Source organism: Streptomyces sp. NPDC027189, from assembly GCF_055566975.1.
In genome coordinates this window covers 119340-135635 of the sequence record NZ_JBVHRI010000023.1, presented here as the reverse complement: position 1 = coordinate 135635, position 16296 = coordinate 119340, and the positions used below count along the sequence as shown (strand labels likewise).

16 protein-coding genes are annotated in these 16296 nt (G+C 66.7%); 14 read left to right on the top strand and 2 right to left on the bottom strand.

Annotated features, from left to right (window positions below):
• The first annotated feature begins 62 nt into the window (after positions 1-62).
• The 9 genes from ACZ4RZ_RS38295 (at position 63) to ACZ4RZ_RS38255 (ending at position 8031) form a co-directional block, all read left to right on the top strand.
• Positions 63-1556 (top strand): amino acid permease, encoded by a 1494-nt coding sequence (locus ACZ4RZ_RS38295; RefSeq protein ID WP_467751745.1) that lies wholly within the window; start codon positions 63-65, stop codon positions 1554-1556.
• Positions 1556-2917: a glutamine synthetase family protein gene (locus ACZ4RZ_RS38290; RefSeq protein WP_467751743.1), complete on the top strand. Its 1362-nt coding sequence runs from the start codon at positions 1556-1558 to the stop codon at positions 2915-2917. Before ACZ4RZ_RS38295 ends, ACZ4RZ_RS38290 begins: the two co-directional genes overlap by 1 nt.
• A 91-nt stretch (positions 2918-3008) precedes the next feature.
• Positions 3009-3803, top strand: coding sequence for a class I SAM-dependent methyltransferase (locus tag ACZ4RZ_RS38285; RefSeq protein ID WP_467751741.1), 795 nt, complete (start codon positions 3009-3011; stop codon positions 3801-3803).
• Complete coding sequence (locus ACZ4RZ_RS38280; RefSeq protein WP_467751739.1) at positions 3803-4549, top strand: aKG-HExxH-type peptide beta-hydroxylase; 747 nt, start codon at positions 3803-3805, stop codon at positions 4547-4549. Before ACZ4RZ_RS38285 ends, ACZ4RZ_RS38280 begins: the two co-directional genes overlap by 1 nt.
• Positions 4546-5214, top strand: coding sequence for a putative 2OG-Fe(II) oxygenase (locus ACZ4RZ_RS38275; RefSeq protein ID WP_467751737.1), 669 nt, complete (start codon positions 4546-4548; stop codon positions 5212-5214). Before ACZ4RZ_RS38280 ends, ACZ4RZ_RS38275 begins: the two co-directional genes overlap by 4 nt.
• Positions 5211-5819, top strand: a complete 609-nt coding sequence (locus ACZ4RZ_RS38270) for a hypothetical protein (protein ID WP_467751735.1) — start codon at positions 5211-5213, stop codon at positions 5817-5819. Before ACZ4RZ_RS38275 ends, ACZ4RZ_RS38270 begins: the two co-directional genes overlap by 4 nt.
• Before the next feature lie 35 nt (positions 5820-5854).
• Positions 5855-6067 carry a hypothetical protein gene (locus ACZ4RZ_RS38265; RefSeq protein ID WP_467751733.1) on the top strand — a complete coding sequence of 71 codons (213 nt, stop codon included), beginning with the start codon at positions 5855-5857 and terminating at the stop codon, positions 6065-6067.
• A gap of 221 nt (positions 6068-6288) precedes the next feature.
• Positions 6289-6423, top strand: coding sequence for a hypothetical protein (locus tag ACZ4RZ_RS38260; RefSeq protein WP_467751731.1), 135 nt, complete (start codon positions 6289-6291; stop codon positions 6421-6423).
• A gap of 444 nt (positions 6424-6867) precedes the next feature.
• The gene (locus tag ACZ4RZ_RS38255; RefSeq protein WP_467751730.1) at positions 6868-8031 is read left to right on the top strand and encodes a hypothetical protein; all 1164 of its coding nucleotides are present in this window, start codon (positions 6868-6870) and stop codon (positions 8029-8031) included.
• Between the two features lie 50 nt (positions 8032-8081).
• Here ACZ4RZ_RS38255 and ACZ4RZ_RS38250 read toward each other — a convergent pair whose 3' ends face one another.
• Together ACZ4RZ_RS38250 and dnaE are read right to left on the bottom strand one after the other, a co-directional pair.
• On the bottom strand, positions 8082-8453 hold the full coding sequence (locus ACZ4RZ_RS38250; RefSeq protein ID WP_467751728.1) for a DUF6300 family protein: 372 nt from the start codon (positions 8451-8453) through the stop codon (positions 8082-8084).
• Positions 8450-12049: a DNA polymerase III subunit alpha gene (dnaE, locus tag ACZ4RZ_RS38245; RefSeq protein WP_467751726.1), complete on the bottom strand. Its 3600-nt coding sequence runs from the start codon at positions 12047-12049 to the stop codon at positions 8450-8452. Before dnaE ends, ACZ4RZ_RS38250 begins: the two co-directional genes overlap by 4 nt.
• A 318-nt stretch (positions 12050-12367) precedes the next feature.
• Here dnaE and ACZ4RZ_RS38240 point away from each other — a divergent pair, with 318 nt between their 5' ends.
• Genes ACZ4RZ_RS38240 through ACZ4RZ_RS38220 form a run of 5 tightly spaced genes read left to right on the top strand, consistent with a single transcriptional unit; the run spans position 12368 to position 16277 of the window.
• Positions 12368-12811: a hypothetical protein gene (locus ACZ4RZ_RS38240; RefSeq protein WP_467751724.1), complete on the top strand. Its 444-nt coding sequence runs from the start codon at positions 12368-12370 to the stop codon at positions 12809-12811.
• A 41-nt stretch (positions 12812-12852) separates the two neighbouring features.
• Entirely contained in the window at positions 12853-13248 is a 396-nt protein-coding gene (locus ACZ4RZ_RS38235; protein WP_467751723.1) for a hypothetical protein, read from the top strand.
• Complete coding sequence (locus tag ACZ4RZ_RS38230; RefSeq protein WP_467751721.1) at positions 13248-15704, top strand: phage portal protein; 2457 nt, start codon at positions 13248-13250, stop codon at positions 15702-15704. The genes ACZ4RZ_RS38235 and ACZ4RZ_RS38230 overlap by 1 nt, the downstream gene beginning before the upstream one ends.
• Position 15705: 1 nt before the next feature.
• Positions 15706-16059, top strand: a complete 354-nt coding sequence (locus ACZ4RZ_RS38225) for a thermonuclease family protein (protein ID WP_467751720.1) — start codon at positions 15706-15708, stop codon at positions 16057-16059.
• Positions 16060-16064: 5 nt separating this feature from the next.
• The gene (locus ACZ4RZ_RS38220; protein WP_467751718.1) at positions 16065-16277 is read left to right on the top strand and encodes a hypothetical protein; all 213 of its coding nucleotides are present in this window, start codon (positions 16065-16067) and stop codon (positions 16275-16277) included.
• Positions 16278-16296 lie beyond the last annotated feature (19 nt).

The window sequence follows — 16296 nt, the reverse complement described above, 5'->3', positions numbered from 1 at the left end:
TGTCCCCACACCTTCCCTTCCCCTCTGAAAGTGGATCTCTGGTGTCTCACAGAAGTGCCAGCATGGTTGAACCAACGAGCTCAGATGACGTGTTCCTTGCAGACCTCGGCATCAAGCCCGAGCTCTCCCGCCGGATGGGCGCCTTCGGGAACTTCGCGATCTCGTTCTCGGTCATCTGCATCCTGGCCGGCGGGATGTCCCTGTTCGGGTTCGGCCTGGGCCACGGCGGGCCTGTGGTCATGCTCGGCAGCTGGATCGTGATCGGCTTCATGACGCTGCTGGTCGGTCTGTCCCTGGCCGATGTCGTCTCCGCCTATCCCACCAGCGGTGGCCCGTACTTCATGGCCGACAAGCTCGGCGGGCCCCGCTGGGGCTGGGTGACCGGCTGGCTGAACCTGCTCGGCCTGCTGGGCGCGATCGCTGGTATCGACTACGGAGCAGCCGCCTTCGCCGGGGCGTTCGCGCAACTCCAGTGGGGCATCACCCCCACCGACGGCTCCACCATGACCATCTTCGGTTGCATCCTGCTTGTGCACGGCCTGCTCAACTCAGCCGGTGTGCGTCTGGTCAACGTGCTGAACTCGATCTCGGTGTACTGGCAGCTGATCGGCGTCGCCGTCATCGTCGGTGCCCTCACCGTCGCCCCTGCCAAGCACCAGTCGGCGAGCTTCGTGTTCACGCACTTCCACAACGACACCGGCTTCTCCAGCCCCTTGTACGTGGCGCTCATCGGCAGCCTGCTGGCCGGATACACGTTCTGCGGCTACGACGCCTCCGCCCACGTGGCCGAGGAGACCACCGACGCGCAGATGTCGGCACCCCGCGGCATCGTGCGCTCCATATGGGTCTCCTGGGCGGCCGGCTTCGTGCTCCTGGCCGGGTTGCTGTTCGCCATGCAGGACTACGCGGCCACGCAGAACTCCGCGACCGGAGTGCCACCCGCGCAGATCTTCCTCGACGTCCTCGGCGCATCAGGCGCCAAGGCGTTGCTCCTGGTCGTCATCGTCGCCATGCTGTTCTGCGGAAACGCCGAGGTCGCCGCCGCCAGCCGCATGGTCTTCGCCTTCTCCCGCAGCCGTGCCCTGCCCGGCTGGCAGAGCTGGCGGATCGTGAACGACCGCACGAAAACGCCCACACGCGCGGTGTGGTTCGTCATCATCGTGCCGTTCGTGCTCGCCCTGCCGGCCCTGTGGTCGCCCGCCGCCTACGGCGCCATCACCGCGATCAACGCCGTCGGCATGACGCCGGCCTACGGCATCCCCGTCTTCCTCGCCCTGCGCAAGGGCCGCGCCTACCAGTCCGGCCGGTGGAGCCTGGGGCGCTGGCGAAAGCCGATCGGGGTCATCGCCGTCGCCTACGTCGCCGTCATCACCATCGTGTTCTGCCTTCCCCAGTCGACGCCCATCACCACGGACTCCTTCAACTACGCCGGAGTGACCCTACTGGCCGCGCTGCTGCTGGCCTGGGGGAACTGGCTGACACGCGGCAAACGGGACTACCAGCTCACCGCCGCCCACACCGCCCAGCGCAGCGAAGCCATGCTGGAGGGTTTCTGATGAATGCGCCGGCCAACACCACCGATACGCCCTGGCCCACAGGACCGGCGACCAGGGAGACGCTTCAACGCCTCCTCAACGACAGATCGGTCACCGACATCATGCTGGCCGTACCGGACATCCAGGGGCGACTCCAGGGCAAGATCTTCAACGCCCGGGTCTTCCTCGATCGGATGGCAGGCGGGGCTGAGATGTGCTCGTACATCCTGGCCACGGACGTCGACATGACACCGCTGGACGGATTCGAGTTGACCGGCTGGGCCGAGGGCTTCGGTGATTTCCTCGTCACGCCTGACCTCGACAACGTCCGCATGCTGCCGCACCGCCCAGGCACCGCCCTGGTATTCGGCACTCCTGTCCATGACGACGACACGCCCGTGGGTGTGGCCCCCAGGTACATGCTGTCAACGCAGCTCGAACGCCTGCATGAAATGGGCTACCTGGTGAAGGCGGGCGTAGAAGCCGAGTTCGTGCTGTACATGGACGGGCCTTCCGGCCAGGTACCAGCATGGAGCGAAAACCTCGACTACGGCCTGCAGCACCCGCCTGTGGTCGATGACTTCTTCCGCCACCTGGGCGACGCGCTGAACGACGCCGGCATCCTCTACGAGGCCATCAAGACCGAAGGAGCGGCGGGGCAGGCCGAGGTGACGTTCGCCTACGGCGACGCGTTCGCCGCATGCGATGACTATGTGGTCTTCCGGCAGATCGTTGCTGCTGTCGCCAGGCGGCACGGCATGACGCCGGTCTTCATGGCGGCTCCGGAAACTAGTGTCGGCAGCGGCCTGCACTTGCACCTGTCCCTGTGGAACGAGCACGACGAACCTGCGTTCGCCCATCGCCGGGGCGAAGACCTGCCACCCGTGATGAAGCACGCCCTGGCGGGGTTGATCTCGGCGACGCCCCACATGGCCCCGCTGTATGCACCAACCGTCAACTCCTACAAGCGCTTCCAGCCGCACTCGTTCGCCCCCGCCCGCTACAACTGGGGCTTCGATCACCGCGGCTGCGCGATCCGTGTCACCGGACACGGCAACGGCGCCCACCTCGAGGTCCGCCTCGCCGGCGCCGACGCCAACGCCTATCTTGCGCTCACCGCCTACGTCGCCGCGATGGCCCACGGCATCGAGGAAAAGCTGACGGTGCGGTCGGCCCGCGACGGCGACGCCTACCAGGACCGGGACTCCATCCCCCTCTACGCCGATCTCGCTGAGGCAGTCGCGTACTTCGAGCACAGCACTGTCGCCCAGTTCCTGCTCGACAAGGACGTCGTGCGGCACTACTCCCACGCAGCGCGAGCCGAGCTCACCTGGTCGCGCAAACACGTCACAGACATCGAGCGCAAGCGCGGGATCCGATGAAACTCCCTGCCGCCGGGTGTAACTCCCCCTCGGCGGCAGGGTTCAAGCACCTCGTTCCTCGAACGACGGTGACCGAGGAACCAACTGCCAAATGACGCACACCTGCGCGGAGGAGTACATGGCGCCACCTGAAGACCTGAGACTGACCTCCCTTTTACTCACCTTCTACACCACCGCGCGCCTCGGTCAGGAGCAACTGAGCGACGGTGGGGGCCCGTTCGGGTTCGACATCACCACCGCCCTGCAGGTCGACTTCCTGGTCGACGCGTACGGCTGTGACGGCATCGTCGAAACCGGCTGCTTTCTCGGCGACACCACTGAATACCTGGCGAACCGATACTCGCAACTACCCGTCCGCACCTGTGACGTTGACGAGAACCACGCGGCTTTCACACGGCACAGGCTCAAGCAGAATCAGAACGCGACAGTCCTTCACGGTGACTCCGCTGACCTTCTTCCGAGCCTCCTGGACGGCCTGGATCGCCCCCTCGTCTACCTGGACGCTCACTGGCTCGAAGCATGGCCACTGCGGGACGAACTCACCTCCGTCCGCCGAGGCGTGGTGGCCGTAGACGACTTCTTCATCGGACACGACCGCTTCGGCTACGACCAATACGACGGCGTCGTGTGCGGTCCGGAACTGGTTGCGCAGAGCCTGCCCGAGGCGGAGGAGCTGTTCGTCGGCAACCCGTACGCCAAGTACGCGGCGCCCTGTTTGCAGACCGGTCGGCGCTCCGGGACTGGCTACTTCGCACCCGGCCTCGACGCCAGCCGCTTGGCCCGCTCGGACCTCTTCGTCCGGGTTCCCCTGCGGCCGGAGGTCATCATGCCGCCGTGGGAGATCTACGGGCCTCGGCCACGAAAGGCCGCGGGGGTGACCGCCTGATGCCGCTCGGAGCACAGACCGACGTCACTGTCCTCAATGGTGTCCCCTTCACCGACCGGAGTTTCTCCATCCCGATGCTCTTCGGCGGGGTGGTCGCGGTCCGGCTGATGAACGGCCAGAGGATGAATGTCGCAGGGCTGCCCGTCTCCGGGGAACCCAGGGACTGGCTGACCCCCGAGGTCGCAGTCATGACCCGGCCGGGCGCCTCTCCGCTCCCCGTACGGCCGGTCCCCGTCGCCCGTCTTCGGAGGATCAGGCGCTCCGTGAACCGGCTCGCGGATCTCCTCCCCCACTGGCGCCCCCTGATGGCTCTTCCCGTGGAGTTCCATCTGACGGAGCAGGGAGACACCTCTCTGTCGGCCTCCAGCTACCTGTGGCCCCAGCACGTTCTCCTCGGGGACCCGTCATTCGACAGCAACGAAGCGCTCGACGAGCTGATCGTGCATGAGATGTGCCACCAGTGGCTCTACCTGATCGAGGAGCTGTGGCCCTTCGACGTCCCCCACGCGCGCCGCGTCGCCCTGCCCTCCGGTACCCCCAACCGGGCCCCACGCGAGGTCATCGGTGCCGCCCACGTGGCCGCAGCGACCCTGTGCATGTACCAGGCCCTCGGCGTGCACGGCGGAGAGCGCGTCGAAATGTTCACCGCGTACGGACGCGGCTGCCTCGCGCTGCTCGACGAGCTCGATGCAGACCTCACCCCGGCCGGGCGCACGGTCGCCGGCCAACTCAAGGAGGCGATATGACGACGACGCGAACCCATTCGACCACCTTCACGGCCTGGCCGACCGGCTTCTACCAGGCCGACCTGACCGCGATGGACGGCCCGGGGCTCGGCCTCGAGACGGTCCAGGAGATGAATTCCCAGCTCCGGACCCTGATCCTTGAGGCTGAAGCGAAGCAACCGGAGTACCGGTTCGGCGTCATCGGGGCGCAGAAGTCCAGCCTCGACATCCTGCGCTGGGACCACCCGGCCGTCGACTGGCTGCGCGAACGCATTCTTCACGCGATCCGCGACCTCACCCTCGATGCCCTGTCCGACAAGGAAGATCTGGCGGCGCGGGTATTCGAGAAGTCCGCGATCCGTGCCGAGGGCTGGGCCGTGGTCTACCACGAGGGCGGCAGCCACCGGCAGCACACGCACCACGACTCGGTGTTCTCCGGCACCTACTACATCGAGACCGGTGGCGTGGGCCCAGACGCCGGGCACCTCCAACTCCTTGACCCGCGGCCGGCCGCCGTCGCCCGCCATGGCTCCCCGGGGGTTTACTCCGTCCAGCCCCGGCCCGGGCTCCTCGTCGGCTTCCCCTCCTGGCTCCCACACAGTGTGAAGGCCACGCTCCACGACGGAGGGACCCGCATCTGCATCGCCTGGAACGCCGCATTCGACACATCGGAGGCCCTTTCATGAGCACGATGCTGAAGCCGGGCGAGAAGACCGTCACCCGCCTGTGGGAGACCGCCTGCGGCGTACGCAGAATCGACCTGGCGACGATCATCCGCCTCTTCGACATCCCCCTCGAAGGCCCGCAGCAGGAGTTCCTGCCCCTGGAAACCGCGCTGACTGACCCAGACACCTTGCGCGCTGAATTCATCTCCGCGATGGACGAGTTGGAGCAGGAGCACGGACTTCAGGGCGGTGTGCCGAGCTATGCGGCCACCGACGAGATGAGGCTGTCTGAGGCGAGGCGCCCCGACGGCACGATCAAGATGACCGTCCAGGTCTGGCGCCGCGGCTTCGAGCTTCCCCAATACGCCTCATCATCCGATCTCTTCGGCTGGTGCTTCCTGCACGCCACCCAGCCGAAGCACGAAGACTCCGGGTCCGTGGCTCTCCTCGACCCCCGCGCGGGGAGCGAGGGAACCGCGATGCCCGGTCTGCCCTGGGGAAGGGAAGTCACCTTCCGTCCCTCCCCCGGGCTGCTGGCGGTCGGACCGGGCTGGCTGACCAGCACGGTCCGGCCAGTGGAAGACGGCCAAGCCGTCGTGGTGGCGGTCGCAAGCAAGACCGCCTGACATCTGTATCCCGTCGCACAACAAGGAGATCCCGCATGAGCGACACCGTCGTCGAATCGAAGAGCCTCGCCCTGGACGCGCCCGGCATGGGCGTGACCGCGGCGGACGTCGAGGAGTGGACCGAGCTCGCGGCCGGCGGCCTGGTGGGCACCGGCGCGAACAACTGCGGCGCCGTCCAGAACAACAAGGCGCTGCGCCCGGACACCACCGTGACCCTGAAGCCGTCGACACCCACCGTCGCAGCCTGACCGCTCCGAACCGCGCTGAACGTGAGGCGGGGATCGTCGGTGGTCCCCGCCCCACCCACTGAGTGAGCGCGCCCGCATGACGATGGGGCCCGCACCAATCTGGTGCTGCGCCATCAGCATCAGCTCACACGTCAAAGACGACGAGGACTGATCCCAGCACTGCACAGGGTAGGAACCGTCGTCAGCACGTTCACGGACCGACTCGTTCAAGGAGGAATGCGATGAACGCCGAATCGGTGCTCCACGACCTGGAGGAGATGTTCACCACCTCGGCCCGCACCACGGCGCCGACCCCCGAGGCCCGGCACCGCAAGCCCTCGGGCCAGGGTGACCAGCGCGTCAACGAGGACGACTGACCCTCTGTCCTCAACGGGGCCCCTCCTTGCGAGGGGCCCCGTCCCAGTCTCCGAGCTAAGGAGCGGCTGATGCTGAGTATGCGGTTCGATACCGCGTCGATCAGCACGTCATGGGAGTGGGCCGGTGACCGCTGGCGCAGTGGCTCCTCCTGGATCTCCCCCTACGATCATCCCGCGCTGGAAACCTGGTCGGCCCAGGACAGCCAACGTGTTGTCTTCCAGGTACGCGAGCGAGCGCCCGGACTGCTGCCCCACTCACCAGGCTCACCAAGGCCATTGAGCACGCGGGCCTACAGCGAAGCGTTCAGTGAGGCGACTTCGTGGGCGCGGGCACACCATCTCATCGAGATCACCCCGAACGGGATCACAGTCAGCACCGGAGCGCACGCTCCGGCTCCTGTCTACTTGACGGCGAATCACGGCATCTTGCACGGGCATTGGGACGTGACGCGCTTGCGCAGCGCGATGCCCAACCAGCATCTTGACCCCATCGAGATCGCCCGGCTGTTGGCCCTGACCGGCCACTACAGCACCCGCACCGCGTGGCAGGGCATCTCTTTGCTCACCGAACGCTCTAGCGCCTGGTTCCATGATGGGGAACTCCGCGTGCGGATGCCTGAGCCTGCTCGCCACGATGAGCCCCGCGAACTCGCCCCGGATGCAAGGGTCCTCGACGGCTACGAACGGCTCCTCGACGCGGTATTGGCAGACCACCACTACGTACCCGAGCGGACCGCGGTCGAGTTGTCCGGAGGGATGGACAGCAGCAACGTGGCCATGTCGTTGGCCACCCGCCACGGGCCCGTCCTCTTCAGCGGAGCGCTGATCCAGGAAGGTGCTGCCGGGGAACAGCAGAAGCGGCGCCGGGAGGCGATGATCCGCTATGGCGGCTTCCGGGACACCGTGCTGCGTGCCGCCGATTACCTGCCGCTGGACCCGCGGCACGCCCCGCGCGTGCAGTTGGGACCCCACGAGGAGATCTACATTGCCGGGCACAGCCGGCTGCTCGCCAAGTGGAAGGCCGACGGCGTGCTCTGGGCCGCGGCCGGGGTGGGCGGGGACGAGATGCTGAGCCTGCCGCCGGAACCACACCCGCCGCTGGCGCCCTCAGACGTCCCCCGCTGGCTCACCCCCAGCACGTTCGAGGCCCTACGGGACCAGGAGAGCGGAATTCCCCCAGCACCCCCGATCTCCGACTCCACACTCCGCGCCCTCGCCTGCGGTGCGCCCATGTACCTGCGGGCCGGAGTGTGGCCGCTGTACCCGCTCGCCGATCCAGCGCTGTGGCGGTTCGGCCAGTGGCTGCCGTTCTCATGGCGCCGGAACAAGCACCTGGCCCGCACCCGCCTCCAGCGCCTCGGCTTCGACCCGGAGGTGACCCATCCGCCGCTGCGGGAAAACTTCCACGATGTGCTGCACCAGGCCCTCACCCGCTTCGGCCCGGCAGCGATCCGCACGATGCTGGACACGGGATCACCGCTGATCGATGGCAAGTTCGTCGACGCGGAAGAGCTGGCGGCCGCCGCCCTACGGCTGGAGCAGCAACAGCCAACGCAGCACGACGGGATGGTGGCGCACGTGCTGCGTCTGCACAACGCACTCATCTGATGCCAGTGGGGGCTTCCCGGCGTCCAGCCAGGAAGCCCCCACGGCTTAGATCAGAGCTCGCCGCAGCGCCACATCTCGTGCTGCTCGGTGAGGAGTGCTTCATCGACCGTCCGCTGACGGACTGACTCCACCCAGGCGGCCGCTAGTCCGCCGAAGGTCTCCAGGTTTTCCGGCATCACATGCTCGTCCACGATGAACAGGGCGAGCAGTTCAGCGGCTGCAGGGTCTGTCTGATCGCAGCCGCTGCACAGTACTGCTTCCTTGATCCCGGGGACGTCCTCGTCGCGGTTGTTCTTCCAGGAGTGCTGGTACCGGGCGAGGAGCACCGTGTTGCCGCCGCAGCGCGGACACGGGGGGGTTTCGTCGACCTTAAGCAGGATCGCGTCCTCGCCCTGCGGATCACTGTGCTGGTCGTCGTTCATGCCACGCCTTGCCATGCGTCCTGGCCGAAGGAACCCTTGATGTCAGACGCAATCGTCGTCGCGTTCACCGTCGACTGGAGCCGGAACACGGTGGTTTTCTGAGGGCCACGCACCGACAGGAGAACTGGGTTCTCCCCTGGATGGGCCCTCATGATCCGCTTGAGCTCCTTCACTGTGGGCTCGCTGATGCGGTGGTAGGGGAACGTGAGCTGGACTGGGGCTGCGCCGTTGCGCTCAGCTGAGGTGATGTCGAGCACCTGCAACTCCCGAGCAGCGACATTTAGAGTTCCGTCACGGTCCTGGATACGGCCTTCCAACGTCACGACGCTGTCCTCGACCAGTGCACCTGAGACGAGCTGATACACGGCAGGGAAGCACAGCACTTCGAGCGTCCCGTCGCGGTCGGCGAGGTTGATGATTGCCCAGTTGTTGCCCTGCTTGGTCATCTTGAGCTGAACGCTGGTGATCAGCCCGGACAGCCGGACAAAGCCCTCGGTACGTCCCGACGACACAAGGTCGACGATCGTGGTGTCCCGATTGGCAGCAAGGATGTGCTCAGTGCCGTCCAAGGGATGCGCGGAGACGTACATGCCGAGCATCTCCCGCTCACTCGTCAGGAGTTGCTTCCGAGGCCACTCACCATCGTCGATCCTTATATCGAGACCGACCCCAGCCCCATCGCCTCCATCATCGCCGCCCATCGCCGCGAAAAGGTCATCTTGGCCGTAGGCCGCGGCCTTCTTCAGCGGCACAACCGCGTCGATAGCCATTTCATGCGCAGCGGACAGACCCTTGCGGGTATGCCCGAGTGAGTCGAACGCACCCGCCTTAATGAGCGATTCAATGGCCCGCTTGTTGAGCGCCGGCAACTCGACCTTGTCGAGGAAGTCCGTGAAGGAGGTGAATTTCCCCTTGGACTTGCGGGCCGCGATGATCGCCTCAATGACGTTGTCACCGACGTTGCGCACCGACAAAAGGCCGAATCGCACGTCGTCGCCGACGGCCGCGAACTCGGCCAGTGACTCATTCACGTCAGGCGGCAGGACGGTGACGCCGAGCTTGCGGGCATCAGCGAGGTAGATGCCCGCCTTGTCCTTGTCGTCGCCGACGGAGGTGAGCAGTGCGGCCATGTACTCGGCCGGGTAGTTTGCCTTGAGGTATGCGGTCCAGTAGCTGACCAAGCCGTAACCGGCCGTGTGCGACTTGTTGAAGGCGTAGCCGGAGAACGGGAGCATGACGTCCCAGATCGCCTTGATGGCCTCTTCCGAGTAGCCGTTGGCCTCCATGCCATCGTGGAACTTCTGCCACTCGGCTGCCAGCACCTCGGGCTTCTTCTTGCCCATAGCGCGGCGCAGCATGTCGGCGCCGCCGAGGGTGTACCCGGCCAAGGTCCGTGCGATGGCCATGATCTGCTCTTGGAAGATGAGCAGATGGTGGGTCGAGCCCAGGATCGGGTCGAGGACTTCCTTCAGATCGGGGTGGATGGGGTCCGGGGTCTGCTTGCCGTTCTGGCGCAGCGCGTAGTTGGTGTGCGCGTTGGCTGCCATCGGGCCCGGCCGGTACAGGGCGAGGGCAGCCGCGATGTCCTCGAATCGGGACGGCTCCATCAGCTTGAGCAGAGCGCGCATGCCGCCGCCGTCGAGCTGGAACACGCCGAAGGTGTCTCCACGGCCAAGGAGTTCGAAGGTCTTCTTGTCATCGAGCGGGATGACCGTGACGCTGTTGTCGCCGTCGCCGGGGTCGACCGTGGCCAGCTTGACGCCGCGGTTCTCGCGGATGTTCTTCAGCGCGTGGTCGATGACGCCAAGGTTCCGCAGGCCCAGGAAGTCCATCTTGACCAGCCCCATGTTTTCGCAACTGGGGTAGTCGAAGCCGGTGATCTTGACGCCGTCTTTGGCGCGCATATGCAGCGGGATGCGGTCGGTCAACTTCGTCTTGGACAGGATGACCGCTGCCGCGTGCACGCCGGTGCCGCGGGTCAAGCCCTCGACACCCTTGGCGGTGTCGATGACCTTCTTCACGTCCGGCTCGTTCTCGTACATCGTCCGGATCTCGCCCGCCTCGCCGTAACGGGGGTGCGCCGGGTCGAAGATCCCGTCGAGCGGGATCGACTTGCCCATGATGTCCGGCGGGAGCGCCTTGGTGATCCGCTCACCGTGGGAGAACGGGTAGCCGAGAATGCGCGAGCTGTCCTTGATCGCGTTCTTGGCCTTGATCTTGCCGAACGTATTGACCATGGCCGTGTACTCGTCGCCGTACTTCTCGGTGACGTAGCGCACCATCGTGTCGCGCTGGCGGTCGTCGAAGTCGAGGTCGACATCCGGCGGGTTGATGCGCTCGGGGTTGAGGAACCTCTCGAACAGCAGGCCGTGCTCCAGCGGGCACAGCTCTGTGATGCGGGTCGCGTACGCGACGATCGAGCCTGTGGCCGAGCCACGGCCGGGCCCGACCGGGATGCCTCTGTCGCGGGCGTACTTACAGATGTCCGCGACCACGAGGAAGTAGCTGGAGAAGCCCATGGGGCCGATGACCGACATCTCGATCTCGAACCGCTCCATCACCTCGGCGGGAAGCGGGGCGCCGTAGCGCATCTCCAGGCCCTTGAGGCACTCCTTGCGCAGCCACGACTCCTGGGTCTCCCCCTCCGGCACGTCGGGGAACTGCGGCATCTCGTCGACATTCTCGAAGACGCTGTCGTATGACTCGACGCGCTCAGCGATCAGCAGCGTGTTGTCACACGCTTCCGGAAGTTCGGAGAACAGCGAGCGCATCTGCTCTGCGGTCTTGAGGTAGTAGTCGGCGCCAGCGAACCGGAACCGCTTCTCGTCGGCCTTGTTCTTGCCGACTCCGATGCACAGAAGGTTGTCGTGTGCGTCAGCCTGGTCTTCGTGGATGTAATGCGCATCGTTGGTGGCCAGGAGCGGGATGTTCAGGTCCTTGGCCAGGCGCAGCAGTCCATCCCGGACCTGCTTCTCGATGGAGAGACCATGGTCCATCAGCTCCAGGAAGTAGTTCTCCCGGCCGAAGATGTCCTGGTAGGCCGCGGCGACCTGCCTCGCCTCGTCGTACTGGTTCAGCCGCAGCCGGGTCTGGATTGCACCGGAGGGGCAGCCGGTAGTGGCGATGATGCCCTCGGCGTGCTCGCTGATCAGCTCCATGTCCATGCGGGGCTTGCCCGCGGGGAACTGCCCGGTGTAGCTGGCCTCGGTGGACAGGTAGAAGAGGTTCTTGAGGCCCTGGACGTTCTGGGCCCACATGGTCATGTGGGTGAAGCGGCCTCCGCCGGAGACGTCCTTCGATCCCTCGCCGTCGTCCGACATGGCGCGCTGCCCGCCCGGACCCCAGAACTCCTGCTTGCGGTTGCGGCGCGAGGATGGGGCGACGTACGCCTCGATCCCGATGATCGGCTTGACGTTCTCGAAGCCCTGGCTCACCTGATGGAACTCGTACGCACCGAACATGTTGCCGTGGTCACTCATGGCAACGGCTGGCATGCCCTGCCGGTCGACCTCAGCGAACATCGGCTTCAGCTTTTGAGCGCCGTCGAGCATCGAGTATTCGGTGTGATTGTGCAGGTGAACAAAGCTGTCGGCCACCGGGCGGGCACCTCCGAGATGGATCGTGGAATGCCCCACCCTATCCCTCTCAGAAGATCAGATCTGGGGGCTTCGCACGGCCTTCTGGCGCGTCGGAAATGATCACATCTGTGACCTTCAATGATCACGCAAAGGTGTTGATCCACTCCAGTGAGTTGCCCCAGACGGGCCACGTGTAACAGATCACGGCCGTTGACGTTTGGGCTGTGAAGGGGGTTGCGGTTTACGTCAACCCCGCAGCGCTCCGGAGGAACGGTGACTACCGCGATAGCTCCCCTCTCATCCGAGACCGGCCACCGGTCGCACCTGCAAGAGAGCTTGTTCGCCTGGCTTGGGCCCGAGATGGCGCCCAAGGCGGAGACCAAGACGCTTGAGGAGTCCGCCACGGAGCCCCCGGCCCCGCCGCCAACGGAGGAGAAGCCGGATTTCTCACACGTGTGGGTGGTGGCCGCGGAGATCGAGGTCACGCCCAAGGTCGCGAAGATCGCGGACTACCGCGGCTGCTTCAAGGCCGTCGAAGGGCAGCGCGTTGACGCCCTGGAGGTGTACTGCAAGGGCTGCCGACGCCCGTACGACGAAGTACGCGGCGACGACTGCGCAGCCAAGATCGACAACCGACATCTGATCGGCGGCGACCAGAGCACCCGCGCGAAGCGGAAGATCCCCGTACCGCCGAGGAACGCCCGCGTCGTCCCCGGCGGCACCATCCAGCGCCGCGGCATCGGCGCCTACATGTCCGGCGTGTCACGGCCCCCACGCTGAGCACGCGACACTAACGCCGCCCGCTGTTCATGGTGCGCGGCGTGACTACTCAGCAACCTCAGCCGTCGAACGGCGACCCGATTGTCGCCACCACCGACATCACTGGGTCGGTGCTCCCCGACGCGAAGATCGGCCGGGAGGCGTTCGGGTTCCTCCTGCTCTCGTTCGGTGTGCTCGGCGGCCTCGGGGCGCTGGGCGCCTTGCACTGGACCGCGGGCCTGTCCGCCGCCCTCGTCGGCCTGTGCGCCAGTGGTGTTCTCGTCCGCCGCAACTCCGAGCGCCGATGGCAGCAAGACGCCGGAGCCATCGCCGCGTTCAGCGGCTACGCGGGGCAGACCGCCGTTCTGTTCTACCTGTTGCCGCCGCTCGGATGGCTGGCCATCAGCATCCTTGCTGTCGCCGCTGGCCTGTGGCTGTCCAGCGATGAGGGGGCCTGATGCCCCGCCAACTCTTCCCCGGACTCCGCGGTCTCCTCGTCCCGCGGACCGCTGCACCTCCGCCGCCCACGGAGACAAAGGATCTCCTGGCGGGCAACGCGTACGTGTCGATGACGTACGCCGGCGTCACGAACATCTGGGGGACGCCCGGCCGCGCGGACGGCTGGGATCTCGAGCGCGTCATCGTCGAGGGCTACGAACGCAGCATCTGGACCTTCAAGTCCATCGAGGCGATCAGCAAGCACGCCAGTACCCTGCCAATCCAGATAGGCCGGGGAGGCGACGAACGGCGCTTCAAGGAGACCCTCGACGACCACCCGCTTCTTCGCCTGCTGAACAAGAAGGCCAACCCCTTGGAGACCGCCGACGTCTTCAAGAAGCGGCTGAGCGCGCAGCTCCTTCTGTCGAAGAAGGGCGTGTTCATCGAGAAGACCTACTCACGCGGCGGCACCCTCACGCGGCTCGATCTGCTGCCACCGGACCGCGTCCAGATCATCCCGGACGACGAGAACGGCGACTACCTCAAGCACTTCGAGTTCACCAACTACGCCGGCCAGGTCCGGGAACTGAAGCCGAAACACGTCATCTGGATCAGGGACCCCCACCCCACCGATCCGTTCTGCGGTGTCACCCCGCTTGAGGCCGCGGGATTGTCCGTCGACCTGGACGTCAAGGCCCGCACATACAACATCTCATTTATTGACAATGACGGCAGACCGGGCGGAATTGTCGGTATCGACCTGGACGGCGTCGACCCGCGTGAAGTCGACCGTATCCAGAAGCGCCTGGCCCCGGGCGCGCACAACGCCGGGCAGCTCACCCTCGTCGGCACCGGCCCTGGCGGTGTCACGTACGTGGACACCTCCGCGCGGCCGCGCGAGATGGCGTACGAGACGCTGGCCGGCATCTCCAAGGGCGAGATCCTGGCCGCCTTCGGTGTGCCCGAGAGCATCGTCGGCAACGCCTCGGAGCGCACGTATGCCAACGCTGACCGGGAAGAGTGGAACTTCTGGGACCACACCGAACTTCCACACCTCAACCTGGTGGCCTCCGGGTTCGACCCTGAGCTGGACGACGGCTGGACCGTCCGGTTCGACACCTCCCGCGTTCAGGCCCTCGAGTTCCCCCGCCGCCAGGCGCGGCAAGAAGCCCGGGAGGAGTTCGACAAGGGCCTCATCACCATCGACGAGTACCGGGAGATCGCGGGCCGGGAAGCGTTCAACGTCCCGCAGTCCCGCGCCCTGTGGATCAGCCCGCAGAAGGCACCCATACCCGCCAACCCGCAGGACGCCGCGGCTCTCGGCCTCGGTCCCGACCCGGCCACCGGCGGAATGTCCGGCTCGGCGCCCACCGGCACCTCGCTCCCCCAGGGCGCAGCTACGGAAGACTCCGCGGCCGCGGACGTGGCAGCCGCGCGCGCCGTTGGGCCCGGCCAGGACGCGGCGGGCGCCGTCGCCGCGGCACGAGCGCAGGCCCCCCTCGCACTGCCCGCAGGCAGCACCGCCGCGGATGCCGTCGCCTCCGCGCGCGCCACGAACACCGCGGCCGCCCCGGGCGATGCGGCCGCCGACGTCGACCGCGCCCGCAGCGCACGAGAGCAGACCCAGCCTGGCGAGGCCTTCGAGGACGTTGCCGCCGCTCGCGACACGATCGAGAGCAAGGCACTCCCCCAGGACGACGGATACGAAGTCACAGACGACGACTTCGACGCCCTCTCCATGGCCGTGGCAGCCGCCGTCACTGCCCTCCTGGCGCGCCAGGAAGGCGTCATCCTGGCCCGGCTCCGCGCGCCGAAGATCCGGAAGTACACGCGGTACTGGCAGCCGGAGAACGACAACGACGTCCGGCACGGCGACGCCGACCTCGACCAGAACCGCGTCGTCAGCGCCGCCCGCTGGGCTGAGGAGACCTCTCAGACCCTGACGCCGATGCTGCAGCAGGCAGCCATCGCCACCGCCCGCAAGGTGGGGCAGTCCCTCACCGGCTCAGACGACGTTCCCCCTTCCGCGGCCGCGGCCGCCATCGTCACCGCGGCGTTCGCCGGCGAGGCCGTGACCGCGTTCCTCACCGAACTCGCCGACGCACTTGCCGCAGCGCAGAACGACGCCAAGGACGTGGGCGACCTGGAGCACACCGTCGTCAGCCACTACCACTCCGCAGAGCCCGCCCTGATCGCCCGGATCGCCGAGACCTGCGCCATCTCGACCATCAACGGCGCCGCAGACGCCGCCGCCGAACACGCCGGCCCCGGCGTCGTCCGAACCTGGATCACCCGCGGAGACGACCGCGTACGCCCCGCCCACAAGGCGCTGAACGGCAAGACGCTCCCCGTCGGCACCCCGTACACCGTCGACGGCTCCAGCCTCCGCTACCCCGGCGACCCATTCGCACCGATCGCCCTGACGGTCAACTGCCGATGCCGCCTCCACTACGCAACCGCCGAGGAGGCGAACTGACGTGAACACCTACCCCGCCACGCTCGAGCACGTCGTCGACGGCGACACCCTCGACCTCGACATAGACCTCGGCTTCACCATCCGCACACGCCAACGCGTCCGCCTGACGGGCCTGAACACCCCCGAGAAGAACACCGATGAGGGCAAAGCAGCGAATGCCTGGGTCACCGACTGGCTCGCTCAGCATGGCCCCGGCCTCGTCGTTGAGACCCACCGCCGCGAAAAGTACGGCCGATGGCTCGCCACCATCAGGTCCGTCAGCGGCGCATGCCTGAACACCGACCTGATCGACACCGGCCACGCCGCCCCGTACGACGGCCACGGCCCCCGCCCCCTCCCCGAACCGAAGGAGTAGCCGCCATGTGGGCCGCCATCTGGATCGCCTGGACCGCCGCGTTTGCCCTGGCCGAGGGCATCGCCCTGGCCAACAAGCGGGACGAGGACACCCTGTCGGAGAACGTCCGCCGCATGTTCCGCACCCGTACCAGCAGAGTCGGCCGAGCCATATTCGCCGCCACCTGGTTCGGATTCAGCGGCTGGTTCGCCCTGCACATCCTCACCGAGACCATGTGAGCGCCCGGGGCGCCCCACA